At 59.3% G+C, this 18,865-nt stretch carries 16 protein-coding genes and 1 pseudogene; 14 read left to right on the top strand and 3 right to left on the bottom strand.

From position 1 onward, the window contains the following. Positions 1-132: 132 nt before the first annotated feature. The 4 genes from VSR68_RS03745 to VSR68_RS03730 are packed head-to-tail and all read left to right on the top strand — an operon-like array spanning position 133 to position 4,804. Positions 133-1,647, top strand: coding sequence for a sugar ABC transporter ATP-binding protein (locus VSR68_RS03745; protein ID WP_342938504.1), 1,515 nt, complete (start codon positions 133-135; stop codon positions 1,645-1,647). Beyond that, a complete protein-coding gene (locus VSR68_RS03740) occupies positions 1,644-2,684 on the top strand; it encodes an ABC transporter permease (RefSeq protein ID WP_342938503.1) in 1,041 nt (346 codons plus the stop codon). Before VSR68_RS03745 ends, VSR68_RS03740 begins: the two co-directional genes overlap by 4 nt. Then, a complete protein-coding gene (yjfF, locus tag VSR68_RS03735; RefSeq protein WP_342938502.1) occupies positions 2,681-3,760 on the top strand; it encodes a galactofuranose ABC transporter, permease protein YjfF in 1,080 nt (359 codons plus the stop codon). Before VSR68_RS03740 ends, yjfF begins: the two co-directional genes overlap by 4 nt. 21 nt (positions 3,761-3,781) lie before the next feature. Then, a complete protein-coding gene (locus VSR68_RS03730) occupies positions 3,782-4,804 on the top strand; it encodes an aldose epimerase (protein WP_342938501.1) in 1,023 nt (340 codons plus the stop codon). A 326-nt stretch (positions 4,805-5,130) separates the two neighbouring features. Here the strand turns inward: VSR68_RS03730 and fdhA are convergent, their stop codons facing one another. From fdhA to VSR68_RS03715, 3 genes are all read right to left on the bottom strand, one after another. Then, positions 5,131-6,333, bottom strand: a complete 1,203-nt coding sequence (fdhA, locus tag VSR68_RS03725) for a formaldehyde dehydrogenase, glutathione-independent (protein ID WP_342938500.1) — start codon at positions 6,331-6,333, stop codon at positions 5,131-5,133. Between the two features lie 57 nt (positions 6,334-6,390). Further along, on the bottom strand, positions 6,391-7,620 hold the full coding sequence (locus VSR68_RS03720) for a Xaa-Pro peptidase family protein (protein WP_342938499.1): 1,230 nt from the start codon (positions 7,618-7,620) through the stop codon (positions 6,391-6,393). A 131-nt stretch (positions 7,621-7,751) separates the two neighbouring features. After that, positions 7,752-8,882, bottom strand: a complete 1,131-nt coding sequence (locus VSR68_RS03715) for a hybrid-cluster NAD(P)-dependent oxidoreductase (RefSeq protein ID WP_342938498.1) — start codon at positions 8,880-8,882, stop codon at positions 7,752-7,754. Between the two features lie 723 nt (positions 8,883-9,605). Here VSR68_RS03715 and VSR68_RS03710 point away from each other — a divergent pair. From VSR68_RS03710 to VSR68_RS03665, 10 genes and pseudogenes are all read left to right on the top strand, one after another. Beyond that, positions 9,606-10,328, top strand: coding sequence for a GntR family transcriptional regulator (locus tag VSR68_RS03710; protein ID WP_342938497.1), 723 nt, complete (start codon positions 9,606-9,608; stop codon positions 10,326-10,328). Between the two features lie 61 nt (positions 10,329-10,389). Continuing rightward, the gene (locus tag VSR68_RS03705) at positions 10,390-10,515 is read left to right on the top strand and encodes a hypothetical protein (RefSeq protein ID WP_342939000.1); all 126 of its coding nucleotides are present in this window, start codon (positions 10,390-10,392) and stop codon (positions 10,513-10,515) included. A 4-nt stretch (positions 10,516-10,519) separates the two neighbouring features. Continuing rightward, positions 10,520-11,413: a dihydrodipicolinate synthase family protein gene (locus tag VSR68_RS03700; RefSeq protein ID WP_342938496.1), complete on the top strand. Its 894-nt coding sequence runs from the start codon at positions 10,520-10,522 to the stop codon at positions 11,411-11,413. 18 nt (positions 11,414-11,431) lie between these two features. Then, positions 11,432-12,757, top strand: a complete 1,326-nt coding sequence (locus VSR68_RS03695) for an FAD-binding oxidoreductase (protein ID WP_342938495.1) — start codon at positions 11,432-11,434, stop codon at positions 12,755-12,757. A 110-nt stretch (positions 12,758-12,867) separates the two neighbouring features. Then, positions 12,868-13,704 carry a proline/glycine betaine ABC transporter permease gene (locus VSR68_RS03690; protein WP_342938494.1) on the top strand — a complete coding sequence of 279 codons (837 nt, stop codon included), beginning with the start codon at positions 12,868-12,870 and terminating at the stop codon, positions 13,702-13,704. Continuing rightward, positions 13,697-14,812, top strand: coding sequence for a glycine betaine/L-proline ABC transporter ATP-binding protein (locus tag VSR68_RS03685; RefSeq protein WP_342938493.1), 1,116 nt, complete (start codon positions 13,697-13,699; stop codon positions 14,810-14,812). Before VSR68_RS03690 ends, VSR68_RS03685 begins: the two co-directional genes overlap by 8 nt. Positions 14,813-14,838: 26 nt before the next feature. Beyond that, a pseudogene (gene glyA / locus VSR68_RS03680) lies at positions 14,839-15,015 on the top strand (serine hydroxymethyltransferase); the annotation flags it as partial. Positions 15,016-15,243: 228 nt separating this feature from the next. Beyond that, complete coding sequence (locus VSR68_RS03675; protein ID WP_342938492.1) at positions 15,244-16,245, top strand: glycine betaine ABC transporter substrate-binding protein; 1,002 nt, start codon at positions 15,244-15,246, stop codon at positions 16,243-16,245. Positions 16,246-16,373: 128 nt separating this feature from the next. Beyond that, complete coding sequence (locus VSR68_RS03670; protein ID WP_342938491.1) at positions 16,374-17,291, top strand: LysR substrate-binding domain-containing protein; 918 nt, start codon at positions 16,374-16,376, stop codon at positions 17,289-17,291. A gap of 304 nt (positions 17,292-17,595) precedes the next feature. Further along, the gene (locus VSR68_RS03665) at positions 17,596-18,852 is read left to right on the top strand and encodes an aromatic ring-hydroxylating dioxygenase subunit alpha (protein ID WP_342938490.1); all 1,257 of its coding nucleotides are present in this window, start codon (positions 17,596-17,598) and stop codon (positions 18,850-18,852) included. Positions 18,853-18,865 lie beyond the last annotated feature (13 nt).

Raw genomic sequence — 18,865 nt, 5'->3', positions numbered from 1 at the left:
GCGCCCGAAGCCGACGGCTTTCGCAAGGCGGTCTGGTGCTGCCAGCCGGACCGCTGCCGCCTGTTCACGATCCTTCTGGCAGCGCGGTTTTCAGGTGCGCTTTTCAGGTGCGCTTTTCAGGTGCGTATGGCCATGAATTCAACACCGATCCTCGAGATGTCCGGCATCGAGAAGACGTTTCCGGGCGTGAAGGCGTTGCAGCAGGTGAATTTCCGGCTCTTTCCCGGCGAGATCCATACGCTGATGGGTCAGAACGGCGCGGGCAAATCGACGCTCATCAACGTGCTGACGGGTGTGTACGGACATGATCGAGGCGAAATCCGGCTGGGCGGAAAGACCGTGCACTTCGCGGCCCCGCTCGACGCCGAAGCGGCGGGAATCCAGACGATCTATCAGGAAGTGAACCTGTGCCCGAACCTGTCGGTGGCGGAGAACATCTTCGTCGGCCGGCAGCCGATGAAGCGTGGTGCGATCGACTGGAAAACCATCCATATACGCGCCCGCAAGGTGCTTGCGGACCTCGATCTTTCCCTCAACGTCACGCGCTCGCTCGACGCCTATCCGATCGCCGTGCAGCAGATGGTCGCGATCGCGCGCGCGGTCTCGGTCGACGCGCGCGTGTTGATTCTCGACGAGCCGACATCGAGCCTCGACGACGGCGAGGTCGCGCGACTGTTTTCCGTCCTGCGGCGACTCAAGGCATCGGGGATGGCGATACTGTTCGTCACGCACTTCCTCGAGCAAACCTATGCCGTCTCCGATCGCATTACCGTGATGCGTAACGGCGAGCGTGAGGGCGAGTATCGGGCAAGCGACCTGCCCGTCGACGTGCTGGTCGCGAAGATGACGGGCCACGAACGGATGAGCGAGCGGCTCAAGGAAGGCGCGTCGGAGGCGGCGCGCGCAGACAATCGCACGCAGCCGCTGCTGTCGATGAGCGGCGTAGGCCGGCGAGGGCTGATGAATCCCGTCGATCTCGAAGTGCGGCCGGGCGAGATCGTGGGCCTTGCGGGACTGCTCGGCTCGGGGCGTACCGAGACCGCGCGCCTCGTGTTCGGCGCCGAGCGCGCCGACACGGGCTCGACGCAGGTCGACGGTGCGAACGTGAAGCTGACGTCGCCGCATCAGGCAGTGCGCCATGGCATTGCGTATTGTCCGGAGGATCGCAAGAAGGAGGGTATCGTTGCCGCGCTGTCGATTCGCGAGAACATCATCCTCGCACTCCAGGCACGACGTGGCTGGTGGCGCATGATCCGGCCGTCGCGCCAGCGCGAGATTGCGGACGAGTACATCGCGCGGCTCGATATCAAGGCGCGCGATGCGGAGCAACCCATCGGCCTGCTGTCGGGCGGCAACCAGCAGAAAGTGCTGCTTGCCCGGTGGCTCGCCACCGAACCCAGGCTGTTGATCCTCGATGAACCTACGCGCGGCATCGATGTGGCGGCGAAGTTCGACATCATGGATCGCGTGCTCTCGCTGTGCGCGAGAGGTCTCGCGATTCTGTTCATTTCATCGGAAGTCAGCGAGGTCGTGCGCGTGAGTCACCGGATTGCCGTGCTGCGCGACCGGCGCAAGGTCGCGGAGATATCTGGCGAAGGCGTGTCGGAAGATCAGGTGTATCGGCTCATTGCAGGGGGGCAGTCATGAACCGGATCAGAACATGGCTTCACCATCAGCTGGTCTGGCCTGCGCTGACGCTCGTGCTGCTGTTCGCGCTCGACCTCGCGCATCGGGCCAGCTTCCTTTCGATCACGCTGCTCGACGGTCATCTGTTCGGTGCGCCGATCGACATCCTGAACCGCGCGGCGCCGCTCGTGATCGTGTCGCTCGGCATGACGCTCGTCATCGCAACACGCGGTATCGACATCTCGGTCGGCGCCATCGTTGCGATTGCAGGTGCGGCGGCCGCTATCGTCTTGCAGGCGGATCCTTCGAATGTTGGCGGCGCGCTGCTTGCGGCGCTCGGCGTCGGCGTGCTCGCGGGCGTCTGGAATGGCGTGCTCGTCGCGTTCGTCGGCATGCAGCCGATCATCGCCACGCTCATCCTGATGGTCGCGGGGCGCGGCGTCGCGCAGCTGCTGACAAGCGGACAGATCATTCCCATCGGCGCGCCGGGTTACCTGAAGCTCGGTGACGGTTACTTTGCAACGGTGCCCTGTTCGGTGTGGATCGCGATAGCCGTCACGGCGATGACGGCGCTGCTCATCCATCGCACGGCACTCGGTCTCTTCATCCGCTCGATCGGCGTGAATCCCGTCGCGACCCGCCTTGTCGGACTGCGCTCTGGCGCGATCGTGTTTAGCGTCTATGTGTTTTGCGGAGCGATGGCGGCGATTGCGGGGATCATCGCGAGTTCGAACGTGCGCAGTGCCGACGGCAACAATGCGGGGCTGCTGCTCGAACTCGACGCGATCCTGGCGGTGACGCTCGGCGGTACATCGCTGCTCGGCGGCCGCTTCAGCCTCGCGGGCACGGTGCTCGGCGCACTCATCATCCAGACGCTTACGTACACGACGTACTCGATCGGGGTTCCGCCAGAAGCGACGCTGGTCGTCAAAGCCGTCGTCGTGATCGTGGTCAGCATGATCCAGTCCGAAGCAACGCGCGGGTTGCTGATCAGAGAGATCAGGCGGGTCCTCCCTTCCGCGCGGTCGAGCGCAGCCACAGAGTCGACGACGTCATGAACAAGCTCATTGGCCGCCTGGCCGACCCTCGTACGCTGCCCATCGCCGTGACTATCCTGCTGTTTGCCGCGCTGTTCGGATTCGGCTCGGTCATGTACACCGGCTTCTTCTCGATGCAGGTGCTGACGGGCCTGTTCGTCGACAATGCGTTTCTTCTGATTGTCGCGATCGGCATGACGTTTGTGAGCCTGTCGGGCGGCATCGATCTGTCCGTCGGCGCAGTCGTTGCATTGACGACGGTTCTCTGTGCGATGGGCGCCGAACGCCTGCATTGGCCGATCTGGGTCATCGTGCCGCTCGTACTGGCCTTTGGTGCGCTGTACGGCGCGGCAATGGGCGCGCTGATCCACTTTTTCAGGCTACAGCCGTTCATCGTAACGCTCGCCGGCATGTTTCTCGCACGCGGCGCGTGCTTCCTCATTACGACGCAGTCGATCACGATCAACGAGCCGACCTTTCATGCGATTGCCAGCCTGAGTTTCCGCATTGGCGGCGGGTCACTCAACGCGGGTGCGCTCATCGCGATCGCCATGCTCGCATTCTCGATCTACGTCGCGCACTTCACGCGCTTTGGCCGGAATGTCTATGCGGTCGGGGGCAATGAGCGGTCAGCGCTGTTGATGGGACTGCCCGTCGCGCGCACGAAGGTGGGCGTGTATGCGCTCAGCGGGCTGTGTTCCGCGCTGGGAGGGGTCGTATTCACCCTCTACGTGCTGAGCGGCTATGGGCTGCAGGCGCAGGGCATGGAACTCGACGCGATCGCCGCCACTGTGATTGGCGGCACGTTGTTGACAGGCGGGGTCGGCTATCTGATCGGATCGTTGTTCGGCGTCGGCATACTCGGCACGATCCAGACATTGATCACGTTCGACGGCACGCTCAGTTCATGGTGGACGCGCATCGTGATCGGCGCATTGTTATGTGTCTTCTGTGTGCTGCAGCGAATCATCGAGCGCCATGCGGCACGACGGCAGTCGGGCGGCACGGGTCTGGGCACGAAACCCGATTCGCCGCCCGGAACCCGGCGACCGGACACGGGTGTCCCCGACGAGACAGCGCTTGTCAAGACAGTGTGACCCACCTATAGGAAGGAAGATATGTCTACGTTGCGAGCGCGCGAGATCGACGCGACGGGTTCGGCCGTCATGGACACCACGCCGACGGTCATCGGGCATACAAATAAAGCGAGTCATATCAGTAGTCATGCGACGCTTGCGAACGCTTACCTGAAGCTCGAAGTTTCGGCGGGCTTGGGAGGAGGAATTTCGCAGTTCGACTGGAACGATCGCGGTATCTGGACGCCCGTGTTCGTGCGGCCTTCGACAATGGCATCGGCTGTAGAGAAGCATCAATTGGCGTGTTATCCGCTATTGCAGCGCCCCTGCATTCGCCGACGTCAGTCGAGCCTTGCGAAAGATCTGCGCGGGGCATTCGGGAGTTGCGCGGAAGAGCCTGGTTTAGCGGATGCCGTTGGTGTGCAAGACTGGCAAATCGAGCGGATAGATGCGAGAAGCGTAAAGCTGTGTGCGACGAGTACTTTGCATGAGTCGTATCGTGCTATTCAGGAATACCAGCTTGACGGCCCGACGCTAACCGTGAAGATCGAGATCGAAAACAGGAAGGACAGGGCAATGCCGTTTTCGATTGGCATTCGTCCATTCCTGATCCGTGATGCCGATACGTCGGTGTGTGCGCCTGCCAGTGGCCTGTGGCTTTCAGCGGACGGGGACGAGCGCTCGCGGCATGTACCGACACCACCCGCCTGGCAATTCGGTGTGACCTATCCGTTGCCTCGGTCGCAGGTCGATCACGTTTTTACGGGTTGGGGCGGCCGTGCGCTGTTCGAATGGCCCACGCGCCAGTTCTCGCTCGAAATCTCATCAGACGCTGGCAGCTACAGGCTTCATGCGCCACATCACCAGAGCTTCTTCTCTTTTCAGCCCTGCGACGCTCTGGATCGAGCCGCAAGCGCTACGAAAGTCCACGAAGGTTGGCCGGCACTCGTTCGCGACGGTGCAAGAATGTCTCGCCGGTTCACGTTCACCGTCGAACGTCTTGGATCGTTTGCAAAGTTCGGCGCGCGCGATCGTGTCTCTGATCGGCGTAAAGACGTTTCTTAGAACGGGATGCGCGGCCAATAAATTCGAGAATGTGCTCTTCGAGAAAATCGAGCGCAGGCAGCGTGAGCAACGTTTCGGTCAGGCGCAGAAATCGCGGATGGATATCGGCACGACGCGCCGTTGCTTGTGTGCTGTGTTCGCGGAACGACATACGGGCGCCATGATTCGGCGTTCGTAATCAGGAAGGGGTAGTTTGCGGAGATGTCCAGCTTAAGTGGGCTGTCTGTTTTCGTTCCGCCAAAAAAAGAGCCGGTCTTCCGACCGGCCGCAAAGTACTCACCTCAGAGACATACACACAGCCTTTCCCGACGTTGTAGCCACCTGTGTCAGGCAGCGGCTTTCAGACTGCCGTGCGGGTCGATGACGAACTTCTTGGGTACACCCGAATCGAATTCCGCGTAGCCGCTGGGTGCCTGGTCAAGTTCGATGACGGTCACGTTGACGACCTCGGCGATATTTAACCGGTCCCACAGAATCGCCTGCATCAGATTTTTGTTGTACTTCATCACGGGCGTTTGACCGGTGAAAAAGGAGTGAGACTTCGCCCAGCCGAGGCCGAAGCGTACAGAGAGACTCCCGTGCTTCGCTGCGGCATCGACGGCGCCAGGGTCGTCGGTCACATACAAACCCGGGATGCCGATCTTGCCAGCAGCTCGCGTGATTTCCATGAGTGAGTTCAGAACGGTGGCCGGGGCCTCGATTTGCGAACCCGAGTGACCATGGCCGTGAGCTTCAAAGCCAACGCAGTCAATGGCGCAGTCGACTTCTGGTTCGCCGAGGAGATTGGCAATCTGTTCAGCAAGCGAGGCATCGTCCGACAGGTCGACCGTTTCGAAGCCGACCCGTCTAGCGTGTTCGAGCCGTATCGGATTGACGTCGCCAACGATGGTAACGGCAGCGCCAAGCAGTCGCGCGGACGCCGCAGCGGCCATTCCGACAGGGCCTGCGCCGGCGATATAGACAGTCGAGCCAGGTCCGACCCCAGCGGTCACCGCGCCGTGATAGCCGGTCGGCAGAATATCGGACAGGCAGGTGAGGTCGCGGATTTTGGCCATGGCGCGGTCGCGGTCGGGGAACTTCAGCAGATTGAAGTCGGCGTACGGCACCATGACGTATTCGGCCTGACCGCCAATCCAGCCGCCCATATCGACGTAGCCATATGCGCCTCCGGCGCGTGCCGGATTGACGTTGAGACAGACGCCCGTGTTCTGCGCCTTGCACATCGGGCAGCGGCCGCATGCCACGTTGAACGGGACGGAGACCAGATCGCCCTTCTTCAATGTCATGACGTCGGAGCCGACTTCAATCACTTCGCCAGTGATCTCGTGACCAAGGACAAGCCCGGCCGGAGCGGTTGTTCTTCCACGAACCATGTGTTGATCCGAGCCGCAGATGTTCGTTGCGACGACTCGAAGGATGACGCCGTGATTGGCTTTCCTGCCGGCTGGGTCAACGAGTTCCGGGAATGCGATGTTCTGTACCTCGACCTTTCCAGGTCCGATATATACGACTCCACGATTGCCTGACATGCCGTCTCCTGATGTCATGTGTAGATGAAATGCAAATGCGGTCCTGTTCGAAGAACGTCACAGCCAGTCGGTCTCGAAACTGCAATCGGTGAGAGAGACGCAACCCTTCTCCGTGAGCACGACCTGCTGCTCGAGCTTCACGCCCTGAGTACCGCCTTCCGCGCCGATGTAGCTTTCGACGCATACCGTCATGCCGACTTCGAACACGCCGTCGTAACCCGCGCTCTCCCAATCGACCTGGTGCGCAATCGACGGGTACTCGTCGACCATCCCGATGCCGTGAGCAAGACAGCAATATCGGTTCTTGATGAACTGGTCCGGAATCTTCCATGCCTTTTCCGAGAACTCGCGGAACGTCATGCCCGGACGCAGAACGTCCATATTGAAGTGGACCTGCGCGTAGGCATGCTCGTACAGCTTGCGTTGCTCGTCGGAAGGGCGGCCGTTACCTACGAGCCACGTGCGCGATATATCCGAGCAGTAACCGTTGGGCCCAACCATATCGGTGTCGAATGCCAGCAGGTCGACAGCTTGCAAAACCCGGCTGGAGCATTCGTGCATCCAGGGATTGGTTCGATCACCGGACGCGAGAAGTCTCGTTTCAATCCACTCGCCGCCGTTTCGAATGTTCTCGTAGTGCAGGTTTGCCCAGATGTCGTTTTCAGTGAGTCCCGGACGGAGCTCGCGACGCATGCGCTCGATTCCCTTTTCGGCGGTGCGCAAAGACTCGCCGATCAGAACGAGCTCACCAGGTGACTTGATCAAGCGAGCCGTCTCCATCAAGGCCTGCCCGTCCAGCAGCGTAATTCCATGCTTTTCCAGATAGGCCGTGCCGAACGGGTCGAGCCGGTCCACTGCCAACAGACAGTCACCTGGAGCATGCTTGCGGAACACGTCAACTATCTCGGCGCCCCAGGTTTCAGCGCGGCGCTCCGCTTCGTGCCCTGCATTAAAGAACGTCCAGCTGAGTGCGCCGCGCAGCTCGACGTTCAGGTCCAGTCCGTCCCATACGTGCTCGCTGCTGTGAAACTCCCATGCGACGATGCGACCGTCGGCGAAGACCATCACGTATCGTGCGGGATTGCGGCCCGCCCAGACTTGCATGTTGGACGTGTCGGTGGCGTATCGAATGTTCACCGGGTCGTAGAGCAGAATCGCGGGACATTTGTGCTTCCGCAATTGCTCCTGCACACGAGCGAGACGATATGCTCGAACGTCGCGAAGTATGCTTTCCTTTCCGGCCGATTCGACTGTAGTACCTGCATCGAAGAGCTGGTCATCCGTCATTCTTTGCTGCTCCTGACATTAATTGGAATGTGGGGTCGCTCGAAGTAACAAGCCGCCAGGCCGGTCGGCTTTTAGGCCGCCGCGCGATATCGGACGCCTCTTTTATCTGGCAAAAGAGATGCGGGTGACAGTCAAAGCTCCAGCACCAGGTCGGATGTCGGCCGGCTGCAACAGAGCAGGCGGAATCCCTTCTGGACCTCCCTGTCGCGAATCCCGCCTTTGTGATTCATGTCGACTGTGCCTTCGAGCACTTTGGTCTTGCATGTACCGCATATCCCCTGGCTGCAAGACGACGGGATTGCGACTCCGGCTCTTCTTGCGGCGGAAAGTACAGTCTCCGAAGCGCTCATCGTGAACGTCTTCGACGAGCGCGAAAGCTTCACGTTGAAGGTCTCTTGAGCGGTATCGTTTTCCGGTGCTGCGGCTTCTGGCACGACAGCAGCGGTGAAATCAAAGCTTTCCTGGTGGTAGCGTGCCGGATCGTGCCCACCTTGGTGGAGCAATGCGCGTACTGCCGTCATGTAGCCAGCCGGGCCACAAGTGAACACTTCGCGCTCCGCATAGTCGGGCACCCATTCGCAGAGAAGTTCCAGGCTGAGTCGACCGGTCGGTGCCGACCAATCCTCTTCATCCCCGATGCCTTCGCACAGAAAGAACGTGCGAAGCCGAGGAGATAGCTCGACGAGCCTTTGCAGTTCTTTCCGGAAAACGATATCTCCGGGTGTCCTTGCGCTATGAACAAATACGATGTCCCTGTCCAGTCCGAGGTCGATGCTCGCGCGCGTCATCGACATCAGCGGCGTAACGCCCGAGCCAGCGGACAGGTATAGCGACTTCGCGGCCCGTGCAGATGTCGGGGTGAAGCTTCCCGATGGACCGTACGCGCGCAACTGGTTTCCGGGTTTCATGTTGTCGTGAAGCCAGTTCGACATCGTGCCGCCCGGCACTCGCTTTACGGTAATGGACAACAGGAAGGGGCGCGTAGGTGGGGAAGAAATCGTGTAGCAGCGCTCGACCGATTGGCCCTGTACGTTCGCCGACACGGTCATGAATTGCCCAGGCTCGAAACGCACGGGGGAACCGTCGCCCACCCGGAATTCAAAGCTCTTGACATCATGCGTCTCGTCAACCACGCGACAACAGGTCAGAGTCTGCTGCTCGCTGCTCGGCCACGGGCTTCCACCACTTTCCCATGTACTCGCGTTGGACAATCTGTCTTCGGCTTCCAGCGCAGGATCGAACATTCTTTCTACCGAGTTCATAGCATTTAAATCTGTTGGAACACCTTGCGCTCATTCGGCTGCGTACCAGCGCGTGAACTGCTCAACGTGCGTTGCGTAAATCGCGAAGGCGGGTGCCGCTCAGCATCACTGCCAGGCTTGATTCTTCTGATATTGCTTCTCTTCGTTCGGACTGCCTTCGCTGTGCATTGAGTATTGGTGTGCGATAAATGAGCGTCAATGCGCTTTATTTTCGCGGCGCTATTACATTAAGTTATGCGTCGCCTGGAAGCCCGGCCGGCGCGCGCATGAACGTGTCGACAACATCCGCATTAGCGGATTCAATTTCCCCAAGTCGTTGCCCTCAAGAAGAGCGAGCAACGTCCAAGGCAGCCGACTGGGCTTCGTCTTTCTGCATTCTTTCGATGTCGTGCCTACTGCGCGTCGGCAATCTCGTCCGATATGGGACGAGCCAATAAAGCCACGCGCCTCGGCGACGACGACGACGACCATAAGCCAGGGAGGTAGACCGGTCTCGGCCCCGGGTTATTCGGTCCTTTGCGACACGCCAAAGATGAAAGGAAATTCCATGTAGCAATTGGATTCGAGGAAAAACCATCGACGGATGCATGGTTGCGGAGCATCGATGGCCGCGAGTTATCGCCGGCTTCCGGGCAGTCTGTCTCAGTGACTTCCCTTATTAGACGCATTGTCGGCTTGACGAATACAATTTGTAGACACACGATATTTGCAACAGGAGAGCACATGGCGAACGTCGTTGAAATAGACCGTGAGGATGGGCAGGCATCGTCCCTTGACCGCAAGTCAGCTCTGGGACAGGCATTGCGCCACCGCATCCTCAGCATGGAACTGGCGCCGGGTGCGTCGCTGGATGAAGTGGCATTGGCCGAAGAGTTTGGGCTGTCGCGTCCGCCGGTGCGCGAACTGATGCGGCAGATGGCTGCCGAGGGATACATCGAACTTGAAGCGAACCGCGCGGCGCGCGTTGCTTCAATGAACTACGACTCATTGCGCAATTACTTTTTAGCGGCACCGCTGATTTACGTTGCGACGACCAAGCTTGCAGCAGTTCACGCGACGCAAGCCGAGATTGACGGCTTGAAGCGAATTCAGGAGCGGTTTCGGGCAGCAGTGACGGGCGCCGACGTGGACGAACGGGTTCTACAGAACGACGGGTTTCATCTTGCAATCGGGAAGATGGCTCACAACCCGTATCTGTTGCCGAGTTTGTGCCGGCTGCTGATTGACCATGCCCGGCTAGGCAAGACTTTCTATCAGCCGCGAGATGAGCGGATGGACGCGGAGCTTGCGGAAGCTGTACAGCAGCACGAGGACATCATTGACGCCATTCAGCGTCGCGATGCAGATGCGGCCGGCGAAATAGTGCGTGCGCATGTGTATCTCGCGCGGCGAAACATGGCGTCGTACGTAGCACCGGACGGTGTTGATGTGCCGATGAATTTTTAGCCTTGCGAACCGGGTAGTTTGTTCGGTTCCTCACGAAACTCTGTGTCGACGAGAGACTGATATGACTGATGATTTCAAGCAGTCCGGTTTTGGCGGACGCGATAACCCGCTTCACGCGCACGACCAGTACACGCAGCTGAAAACCATCTGGCTCGACCTGAACGACAACGAAGCGGACGAAGAGTAACGACATGAAAGATTTTTCTTTTACTGGCATCAACCTTGCAATTAGTACTCCTTTCGATGAAAACGGGAAACCGGACCATGCCCGACTGGAGCAACTGATCGAACGATATCTTGCTGCGGGCATTCGCGGCTTCGTGCTCAGCTCGGGCACGGGCATGCACGTCTATCTGTCACAGGAAGAGTCGAAGGCGCTGGTGGCGTTCGGTGCGAAAGTCATTAACGGACGAGCACGCATCATCGCCCAGACGTCTGCATTGCTCGTCGAGGACGTTGTGGAGCGCACGCGTCACGCGGCCGACTCCGGCGCTGGCGCCGTGATGGTGCTGCCGCCGTTCTTCGAAGGGCCGACGGACGACGACGGTGTCTTCGAGTTCTACGCCGCCGTCGCGCGCGCCGGCCTGCCGATCATCGGCTACAACGTGCCGCAGGCCGTTGGCGTGGAAATCACCCCGTCGCTGATGCGCCGTCTCTGCGAGATTCCCGAATTCCTCGCCGTGAAGGACAGCAGCGGAGACTTGAGCAAGCAGGCAGCGCTTGTTCGCACAGGGCTTCCGATGATGAACGGTGCAGACCCGCTCATGCCTTACGCGATGTATGCAGGCGTCCGTGGACTCATCTGGGGCGGTGCAAACTTTGCCCCGAAGACGTGCACGCAGTTCGTCATGGCGGCGCAAGAACATCGCTGGGACGACGCGAGGGAACTCTGGCGACTGCTGGAGCCTGCCATGTCGCTGATCTGGGAGGGGGACTACGTCCAGTCCGTTTATGCCGCAGCGGAAATGACCGGTTATGGAGCGGGAAGCCCGCGTCGACCTCTCTCCCGTCTTCCGGCAAAAAAGGCTGACGTCTTGCGCGGTGCGCTCGGCGAACTGGTTGAGCGCGAAAAGCTCGCGGTTTAAGTAACTGGGCCCAATATCATGTTCGTCGCGAGCAAACTTCCGCAACACCTCGGCCAATCCGGGTGGGTGTCCATGCTGCCGCCCAGGACGCCGCGTCCAACACTCAACGGAACGGTGAATGCCGACATCGCGGTTATCGGTGGCGGCTTCGCGGGATTGTCAGCAGCAAGGCGTCTTTCACAACTCGACCCGAGCCTGAAAGTCGTCATCCTTGAGGCGGGGGAAATCGCGGAGGGCGCTACGGGGCGCAACTCGGGTTTTATCATCGACCTGCCTCATGAAGTGTCTTCCGAAGACTACGGCGGGTCCGATACCAACGCGCGGCGGCACGATATCAAGGTCCACCGTGTCGCAATTGCACTTGCGCAGGAATTGGCAAATGAGAAGGGGTGGGGTAAAGACATCTTCGACCCCTGCGGCAAGTACAACGTTGCGTTGGGACCGCGTGGCGACGAGCATGTCACGTCCTACGCGAAGCAGTTGAACAAGGTGAATGAACCGTATCGGCTGCTTGATGCGAACGAGATTGCTGCCGTCACTGGAACCAGCTCGTTCACATCGGCGATATTCACGCCCGGCACCGTCATCATCCAGCCCGCAGCCTATATCAGGGGATTGGCCGATTCTTTCCGCAGCCCCGTGAAGCTTTACGAGAACACGCCTGCCTTGTCGTTCGAACGACGGGGAGCATCCTGGCTGGTCAAGACGCCGAAAGGCTCTGTCAACGCGGCAAAAATCATCCTTGCGAACAACGGACAGGCGCAAAGCTTCGGTCTCTTCCGTGGACAACTTTTGCACGTCTATACCTACGCTTCGATGACGGAAACATTCGATCCGAAGCGGCTGGGTGGCCAGCGCTCGTGGGCGGCGACACCTGCGTTTCCAATGGGAACGACTGTCCGTCGGGTTGAAGGCGATAAGGGAGACCGGATTCTGATTCGCTCCCGGTACACCTATAACCCTCGCATGCAGGTGAGTAAAAGCGCGATCGCCCGTGCCGGCCGGGTGCACGACCGGAAGTTCGAAACACGCTTCCCGATGCTGAAGGGCGTCCCGATGGAGTACCGATGGGCGGGCGCGATGGCGTTGACCTGGAACGGTGTTCCCGCGTTCGGGGAAATCGAGCCCGGAGTATTCGCCGCAATCGCGTGCAATGGAGTGGGCGCAACGAAGGCAACTGCGTCCGGGATAGCAGCCGCTGAGGCTGCATTGGGACAGGAATCGTGGCTGGTTCAGGTGTTCCAGGGTTTTGCAGCACCGAAGCGGCTGCCGCCTCAACCTTTCCTGACGATAGGCGCAACGGCAAATCTCAGCATGAAGGAGTGGTCAGCCGGATTGGAGTAGTCACGTTTCGCGTCGCGAGACAGGAAGCGCTGGCAAGCGACTGAATGATGGAGGAACACATGGACTGGATAAACAAATTCCCACATATGCAGGATGAGGCGCTTCTGCACATGAAGCGTTCAATCGATGACGGCTTTCGCGCATTCACGGCGGCATACGGCGACCCCATCGATAACTTCTTCCATCCGTTGCAGGAGTTCCTGATGGCGGCCGAGCGTTTCATGACCCAGACGCCGTGGCCCGTCATCATGCTGCTCGTGCTGGTCATTGCATGGGGTGCAAGCAGGAACTGGAAGGTGGTTGTCGGGTGCTTCGTCACGCTTGCCCTCATTGGCTACCTCGACATGTGGCAGGACACGATGCGCACTGTGTCGATGATTTTCGTGTGCACGTTCCTGTCGATTGTCATTGGCTTGCCGATCGGGATTCTCATGGCGAAGTCGGACCGCGTCCGCAAGCTGGTAGACCCGATCCTCGATGTGATGCAAACCATGCCGAGCTTCGTCTATCTGATTCCCGTCGTGATGCTGCTGGGTATCGGACGTGTGCCCGGCCTTATCGCTGTGGTCATCTACGCGATTCCGCCGATGATTCGATTGACCAATCTCGGCATCCGGCTGGTCGACCGCGACATCCTCGAAGCCGCTGATGCATTCGGCTCTTCTGGTTGGCAGCGGCTCATCAAGGTCCAACTTCCACTCGCGCTGCCGACCATCATGGCAGGCGTCAATCAAACCATCATGATGGCGCTGGCGATGGTGGTCGTCGCAGCGATGATTGGCGTTCAGGGCCTCGGACAACCTGTCCTGAAAGCGATCGCGAACCAGTACTTCACGCTCGGTATCTTCAACGGCCTTGCTATCGTGGGTATCGCGGTTATCTTCGACCGCGTCAGTCAGGCATATGGCAAGCGGCTCCAAAAGCATCAGGAGGTGGTCCATGGCTGACATCAAATCCGGCGGCATCCGAATCCAGCATCTCTACAAGATTTTTGGACCCAAGGCTACGTCCTACGTTGAAGCCGTCAAGAATGGCCTGTCCAAGGCAGATTTGCTGAAAGAGACAGGTCACGTCCTGGGACTTAGAGACATCAATCTGGACATCCCGGCCGGTTCCATTCAGGTCATCATGGGCTTGTCCGGTTCGGGCAAGTCGACGCTCATCCGGCACATCAATCGGCTTATCGATCCGACTGCCGGGGAAGTCCTGATTGGCGGCATCGATGTCTGCAAGATGGGGTTTCGCGGTCTGCGCGAATTTCGTCGCCGCCAAACGGCGATGGTTTTCCAGAAGTTTGCGCTGCTTCCGCATCGGAATGTGCTCGACAACGTCGTCTACGGACTCGAAATCTGTGGCGTGAAGCGCGGCGCATCCGTTGAGACGGCAATGCGCTGGATTGACCGCGTCGGCCTCACGGGCTTCGAGCAGCGCTTTCCGAACCAGTTGTCGGGCGGCATGCAGCAACGTGTCGGTCTCGCGCGAGCACTTGCGATGGATGCTCCTGTTCTCCTCATGGATGAGGCGTACTCGGCGCTCGACCCGCTCATCCGCATGGACATGCAGACCGTGCTGCTGGACCTCCAGAAGGAAATCAGGAAGACGATTGTCTTCATCACACACGACCTGGACGAAGCGCTCCGCCTTGGCGACCAGATCGCCATCCTTCGCGACGGATGCATCGTTCAGCAAGGCACGAAGCAGGACATCGTCCTGCGCCCGGCCGATGAGTACGTGACGAACTTCGTGAAGCAAGTGAATCGTGGGCGAGTTGTCTGTGTCGAGTCTGTGATGTCTCCGCCGCGTGGGGGAGTCGCATCTGCTGGAAAGCACGTTGCCGCCGGCACGACGATTGAGGAAGCGATTTCGATACTGACGCACAACCCTTCAATCGAGCAACTGACTGTCGTTGGCGCGGAAAACCAGTCACTTGGCACAGTGAATCTTCGTCAGTTGGCGTGCGCGCTGATTACGTCTGAAGAAGGTTGCGACACGGTCCGGATGCCCGCCGACGCGCGCGTCCGAACGGATGCCCCGGTCGCGGTTTCCCGTGTATGAATACCGTCTCCAATCACTGAGCCGATATGTTTAACCGAACCGAACACACCCTCGAAGCGATTGACCCGGAATTGCTCAAAGCAATCAACCAGGAAGACCACATCGAACTGATTGCGTCGGAAAACTACACGTCGCCGGCTGTGATGGCGGCGCAGGGCTCGCAGTTGACGAACAAGTATGCGGACGGCTACCCCGGCAAGCGCTGCGGAGTTTGCCGCCAAGCGTAGCCGCATTGATAGCCGCCGATGCGGTGACTGATGTTGGAAAGTCGATTCCGAGGGAAGACTGGCGTTTGTTGTCAGGCTGGTGATTCAAGAGATCGCAGGTAATGATCGTCGTGCATTCTTTAGGTTTCCGATTCAAATGGAAGCGTGAATAGCACATGGACCAACGCATACCGGGGAAGCTCCGGCAACTTTTTGGGAACTGCAATGAAACTGAAATTTCTAGGGACGCTTGTCGCGGTTGGGATTCTCTGGACCAGCTCGCCAGCCAATGCCGCCAGTTGCGGGAACGTGACGATTGCCAGTATGAACTGGCAGAGCGCGGAACTCGAAGCCGCTGTCGACAAGGTCATTCTGCAGGATGGCTACGGCTGCTCGGTGAATAGCGTGGTTGGCGACACGGTTCCGACGATCACGTCCATGGTGGACAAGGGGAAGCCTGATATCGTGCCGGAAGGCGCAATCGACCTGTTGCCCGCCGTCGCCAAGCAGGGCATTGATTCGAAGAAAATCATCTTGGCGGGCCATGTCATTCAGGAAGGCGCGGTCTACGGCTGGTACATTCCCAAGTACGTCGCCGATGCGCATCCCGACATCAAAACGATTCCCGATGCCCTGAAGCACCCGGAGCTGTTTCCGGACCCGGAAAATCCCGGCAAAGGCGCAATTTACAATGGGCCGCAGGGATGGGGCGTGACCGTCAACACCGCGCAGTTGTACAAGGCGTTTGGTGCTGAGCAGAAGGGGTTCCGGCTGGTCGACACGGGTTCTGCGGCCGGTCTGGACGGTTCTCTTGTCAAAGCCTATGAACGCAAGCAAGGTTGGCTCGGCGTTTACTGGGCACCGACTTCACTGCTTGGGAAGTACAAGATGGTTAAGCTGAGCGAGGGCGTGCCTGTCGACCAGGCCGAGTGGAAGCGGTGCACGACCGTCGCTAGCTGCCCTGACCCGAAGCCGACAGGGTGGCCGGGAAGCCGACTGTTCACACTGGTCTCAAAGCCGTTCGCCGACAAGGCAAACCCGGACGTCATGAAGTATCTGAATACGCGCACGTTCACGACCGTCGACGTTCAGCAAGCCATGGCCTGGATGACCGACAACCAGGCAACGGGCGACGATGCCGCAAGGCACTTCCTCAAAGAGAAGCCGGAAATCTGGACGAAGTGGGTGACGCCGGCAGCAGCCGAGAAAATCAAGGCATCGCTGTGAAAGCGCGGCACGATGGATTGCTCGCTCGTTCAGTTTGAGAGGCGGGTCTCCGGTGGGCGGCGATTGCCGTCCACCGAAGTCATATCAGGAAGAGCTATTTCCCTCATAAGCTCACGATGAAAGCAGCTATGGACAGCGCAAAGGGTTATCGTCGACTGATACCGTCGCTAACGGCGCTGGTCGAGTTCGAGGCGGTCGCGAGACTGCGAAGCTTCACACTCGCTGCGGCCGAACTTGGCGTCACCCAGGCAGCCGTTAGCCGGCAGGTAAGACTCCTGGAGGAAATGCTTGGCGTCCGCCTGCTCGACCGGTTGCATCGCACTACAACGCTTACGAGCGAAGGCGAGGCTTTATACGCGGTCGTTGCAGAGGCAATGGGAAAAATCGCGGGCGTTTTTGACCGCCTGTCGACGGGAATCAAGGACGAGGAACTCGTGCTTGCGACAACCGCCGCGTTCTCGCATTTCCGTTTGATGTCCAGTCTCGCAAGGCTCAAGCGTCTTCAGCCAACGCTGCGCATTCGCCTTACCACGACCATGTTCACGGCGGACCTTCGCCACAACGAAGTCGATGCGGCGGTTCGCTGGGGAAACGGGCGGTGGAGCGATGGAACATCACATCTGCTTTTCGGCGAGCAGGTGTTTCCGGTGTGCTCGCCAGCCTGGAAAGACGAGTACGGCGCCCCCGCATCCCTCGAAGAACTCGCGAACATGACGCTCATCGCATACGACCCGACGTCCGAAGGATGGCTGACCTGGGAGGAATGGTTCCGGGCAGTGGGCGCGCGTTCAACGAAACTCAAATACGGCGTGCGTACCTGTCTTTATACGGATGCGGTCCAGGCGGCCCGGCTCGGCCAGGGGGTTGCCCTTGGCTTTGGCAGTCTGCTGCACGAGCACCTCGCCTCAGGCGAACTCGTGCGTCTGACGAGCGCTTCCATTACGTTGAACGACGCCTATTATCTGGTCGTGCCACACGGCAAGGCCATGTCCCCGACGATTCAAACGCTGATTGAAACGTTGAGAAACGCAGTCGGGATTTCCTGAGAAGCGACTTTCCGGAAGGTGGTGCGCAGCGCCTGAACGTCTCGGCGAATATGCTGCGCGTCAAGCTAGCTTTGCGCCGTGTTCCGGCGCTTCCATTCCCGGCATGGTCCGACATCTTCTCGCCCCGTTTAAAAGCGCGACTCGCCGCGACGGGCCGGCGTTTGCCGGACACGCCGGACCTATAATTTAAAGTAATACTTCCGGGAAAATAAAGCGCATTGACGCCGTTTTTGGGTAATCCAATACTCAGGGCTAACGCGGGAACATCCGAAATCCCGATACCCCTAAACGTTGGAGAAAGACGATGTCTGAGTTCGTGTTGAAGCCCCTTGGTGAACTCGTTCGAAGCCGCGAGCCAGGATGCGGATTGCCCGGAGAGGTTTTTAGCCGACAGGATGTTTTCGAAACTGACGTCGATATCTTTTTTCACAAGCACTGGATTATGGTCGGCGTGACGGCGGATGTTCCGGAGCCGGGTGACGTTTCCGTCGTCGACATCGGCAAGGCGTCGGTCATCATTGTTCGCGATGACGACGAGAACATTCGCGCGTATCGCAACGTGTGCCGTCATCGTGGCGCGCGTCTGAAAGAAGTTGGCAAGTCGACGATAGGCATGCTCGTATGCCCATATCACCAGTGGACTTACGACCTTGACGGCAGCTTGCGTCACACCAGGCACATGGGGAAGGACTTCGATGCCACCTGTCGCAGTTTGCTGCCCGTGCATCTCAAGGTTGTCGGCACGCACGTATTCGTGTGTTTTGCAGGTGAGCCCCCGGCCGACATTGCGAAGCTCGAAGAAACGATGACACCGCGCTTCGCCCCGTACGAGTTGCAGAACACGAAGATTGCGTTCGAGTCGGAGATTATCGAAGACGGCAACTGGAAGCTCGTCATGGAGAACAACCGGGAGTGCTACCACTGCGAAGCGGGGCATCCGGAACTGAAGATGTCGTTCATACCCGAGTCCACCAGTTCGAGCTCGGACGGAATGGATGAGGCGTCGCTGAAAGCCTTCGACGAATATAACAAGCTCACTGCTGACAGCCAGAAAGACTGGGAAAGCGAGGGATTGCTTTGCACAGCGGTTGAAGAACTCAGCGGAGACGTCGCCACGCATTTCCGCACCCAGCGACTGGTCATCGCGGGCCACGGCGAGTCGCAGACAATGGACACCAGGGTCGCGTCGCAGAAACTGCTCGGTAATCTCACCCGCCGGGACCTGGGCGACACACATATGTGGACGCACAACTCGTGGACGCACGTGATGAGTGACCACGCGATGATTTCCTACATCATTCCGCTCACTCCGGAAACGACCCTCGTTCGCACGAAGTGGCTGGTCCACGCTGACGCGGTGGAGGGCGTGGACTATGACCTCGCGAAGCTGACCGAGGTCTGGGTCGCAACGAACGCCCAGGATGCCAGTCTCGTGGCCATCAATCACCGTGGTGCACAGGACCCGGGATACATTCCCGGCCCGTACTCGCCGTCTACCGAGAACTACGTCGACCAGTTCGTCGATTGGTATGCAGGGCGTCTGAAAGCGCACGGAATCTGACTCACCGGACGCA

Source organism: Paraburkholderia phymatum (genome assembly GCF_038900715.1).
In the GTDB taxonomy this organism is placed as follows: Bacteria; Pseudomonadota; Gammaproteobacteria; order Burkholderiales; family Burkholderiaceae; genus Paraburkholderia; species Paraburkholderia phymatum_A.
The sequence above is the reverse complement of the archived record's forward strand: the minus strand, read 5'-3'. Positions and strand labels throughout refer to the sequence as shown.

Bases quoted from the DNA above. Each gene is read 5' to 3' on its own strand.
- fdhA (WP_342938500.1), bottom strand. From the start codon at position 6,333: ATGTCAGGCAATCGTGGAGTCGTATATATCGGACCTGGAAAGGTCGAG.
- VSR68_RS03685 (WP_342938493.1), top strand. From the start codon at position 13,697: ATGGCTGACATCAAATCCGGCGGCATCCGAATCCAGCATCTCTACAAG.
- VSR68_RS03740 (WP_342938503.1), top strand. From the start codon at position 1,644: ATGAACCGGATCAGAACATGGCTTCACCATCAGCTGGTCTGGCCTGCG.
- VSR68_RS03730 (WP_342938501.1), top strand. From the start codon at position 3,782: ATGTCTACGTTGCGAGCGCGCGAGATCGACGCGACGGGTTCGGCCGTC.
- VSR68_RS03700 (WP_342938496.1), top strand. From the start codon at position 10,520: ATGAAAGATTTTTCTTTTACTGGCATCAACCTTGCAATTAGTACTCCT.
- VSR68_RS03695 (WP_342938495.1), top strand. From the start codon at position 11,432: ATGTTCGTCGCGAGCAAACTTCCGCAACACCTCGGCCAATCCGGGTGG.
- VSR68_RS03720 (WP_342938499.1), bottom strand. From the start codon at position 7,620: ATGACGGATGACCAGCTCTTCGATGCAGGTACTACAGTCGAATCGGCC.
- yjfF (WP_342938502.1), top strand. From the start codon at position 2,681: ATGAACAAGCTCATTGGCCGCCTGGCCGACCCTCGTACGCTGCCCATC.
- VSR68_RS03665 (WP_342938490.1), top strand. From the start codon at position 17,596: ATGTCTGAGTTCGTGTTGAAGCCCCTTGGTGAACTCGTTCGAAGCCGC.
- VSR68_RS03715 (WP_342938498.1), bottom strand. From the start codon at position 8,882: ATGAACTCGGTAGAAAGAATGTTCGATCCTGCGCTGGAAGCCGAAGAC.
- VSR68_RS03705 (WP_342939000.1), top strand. From the start codon at position 10,390: ATGACTGATGATTTCAAGCAGTCCGGTTTTGGCGGACGCGATAACCCG.
- VSR68_RS03745 (WP_342938504.1), top strand. From the start codon at position 133: ATGAATTCAACACCGATCCTCGAGATGTCCGGCATCGAGAAGACGTTT.
- VSR68_RS03675 (WP_342938492.1), top strand. From the start codon at position 15,244: ATGAAACTGAAATTTCTAGGGACGCTTGTCGCGGTTGGGATTCTCTGG.
- VSR68_RS03670 (WP_342938491.1), top strand. From the start codon at position 16,374: ATGGACAGCGCAAAGGGTTATCGTCGACTGATACCGTCGCTAACGGCG.
- VSR68_RS03690 (WP_342938494.1), top strand. From the start codon at position 12,868: ATGAAGCGTTCAATCGATGACGGCTTTCGCGCATTCACGGCGGCATAC.
- VSR68_RS03710 (WP_342938497.1), top strand. From the start codon at position 9,606: ATGGCGAACGTCGTTGAAATAGACCGTGAGGATGGGCAGGCATCGTCC.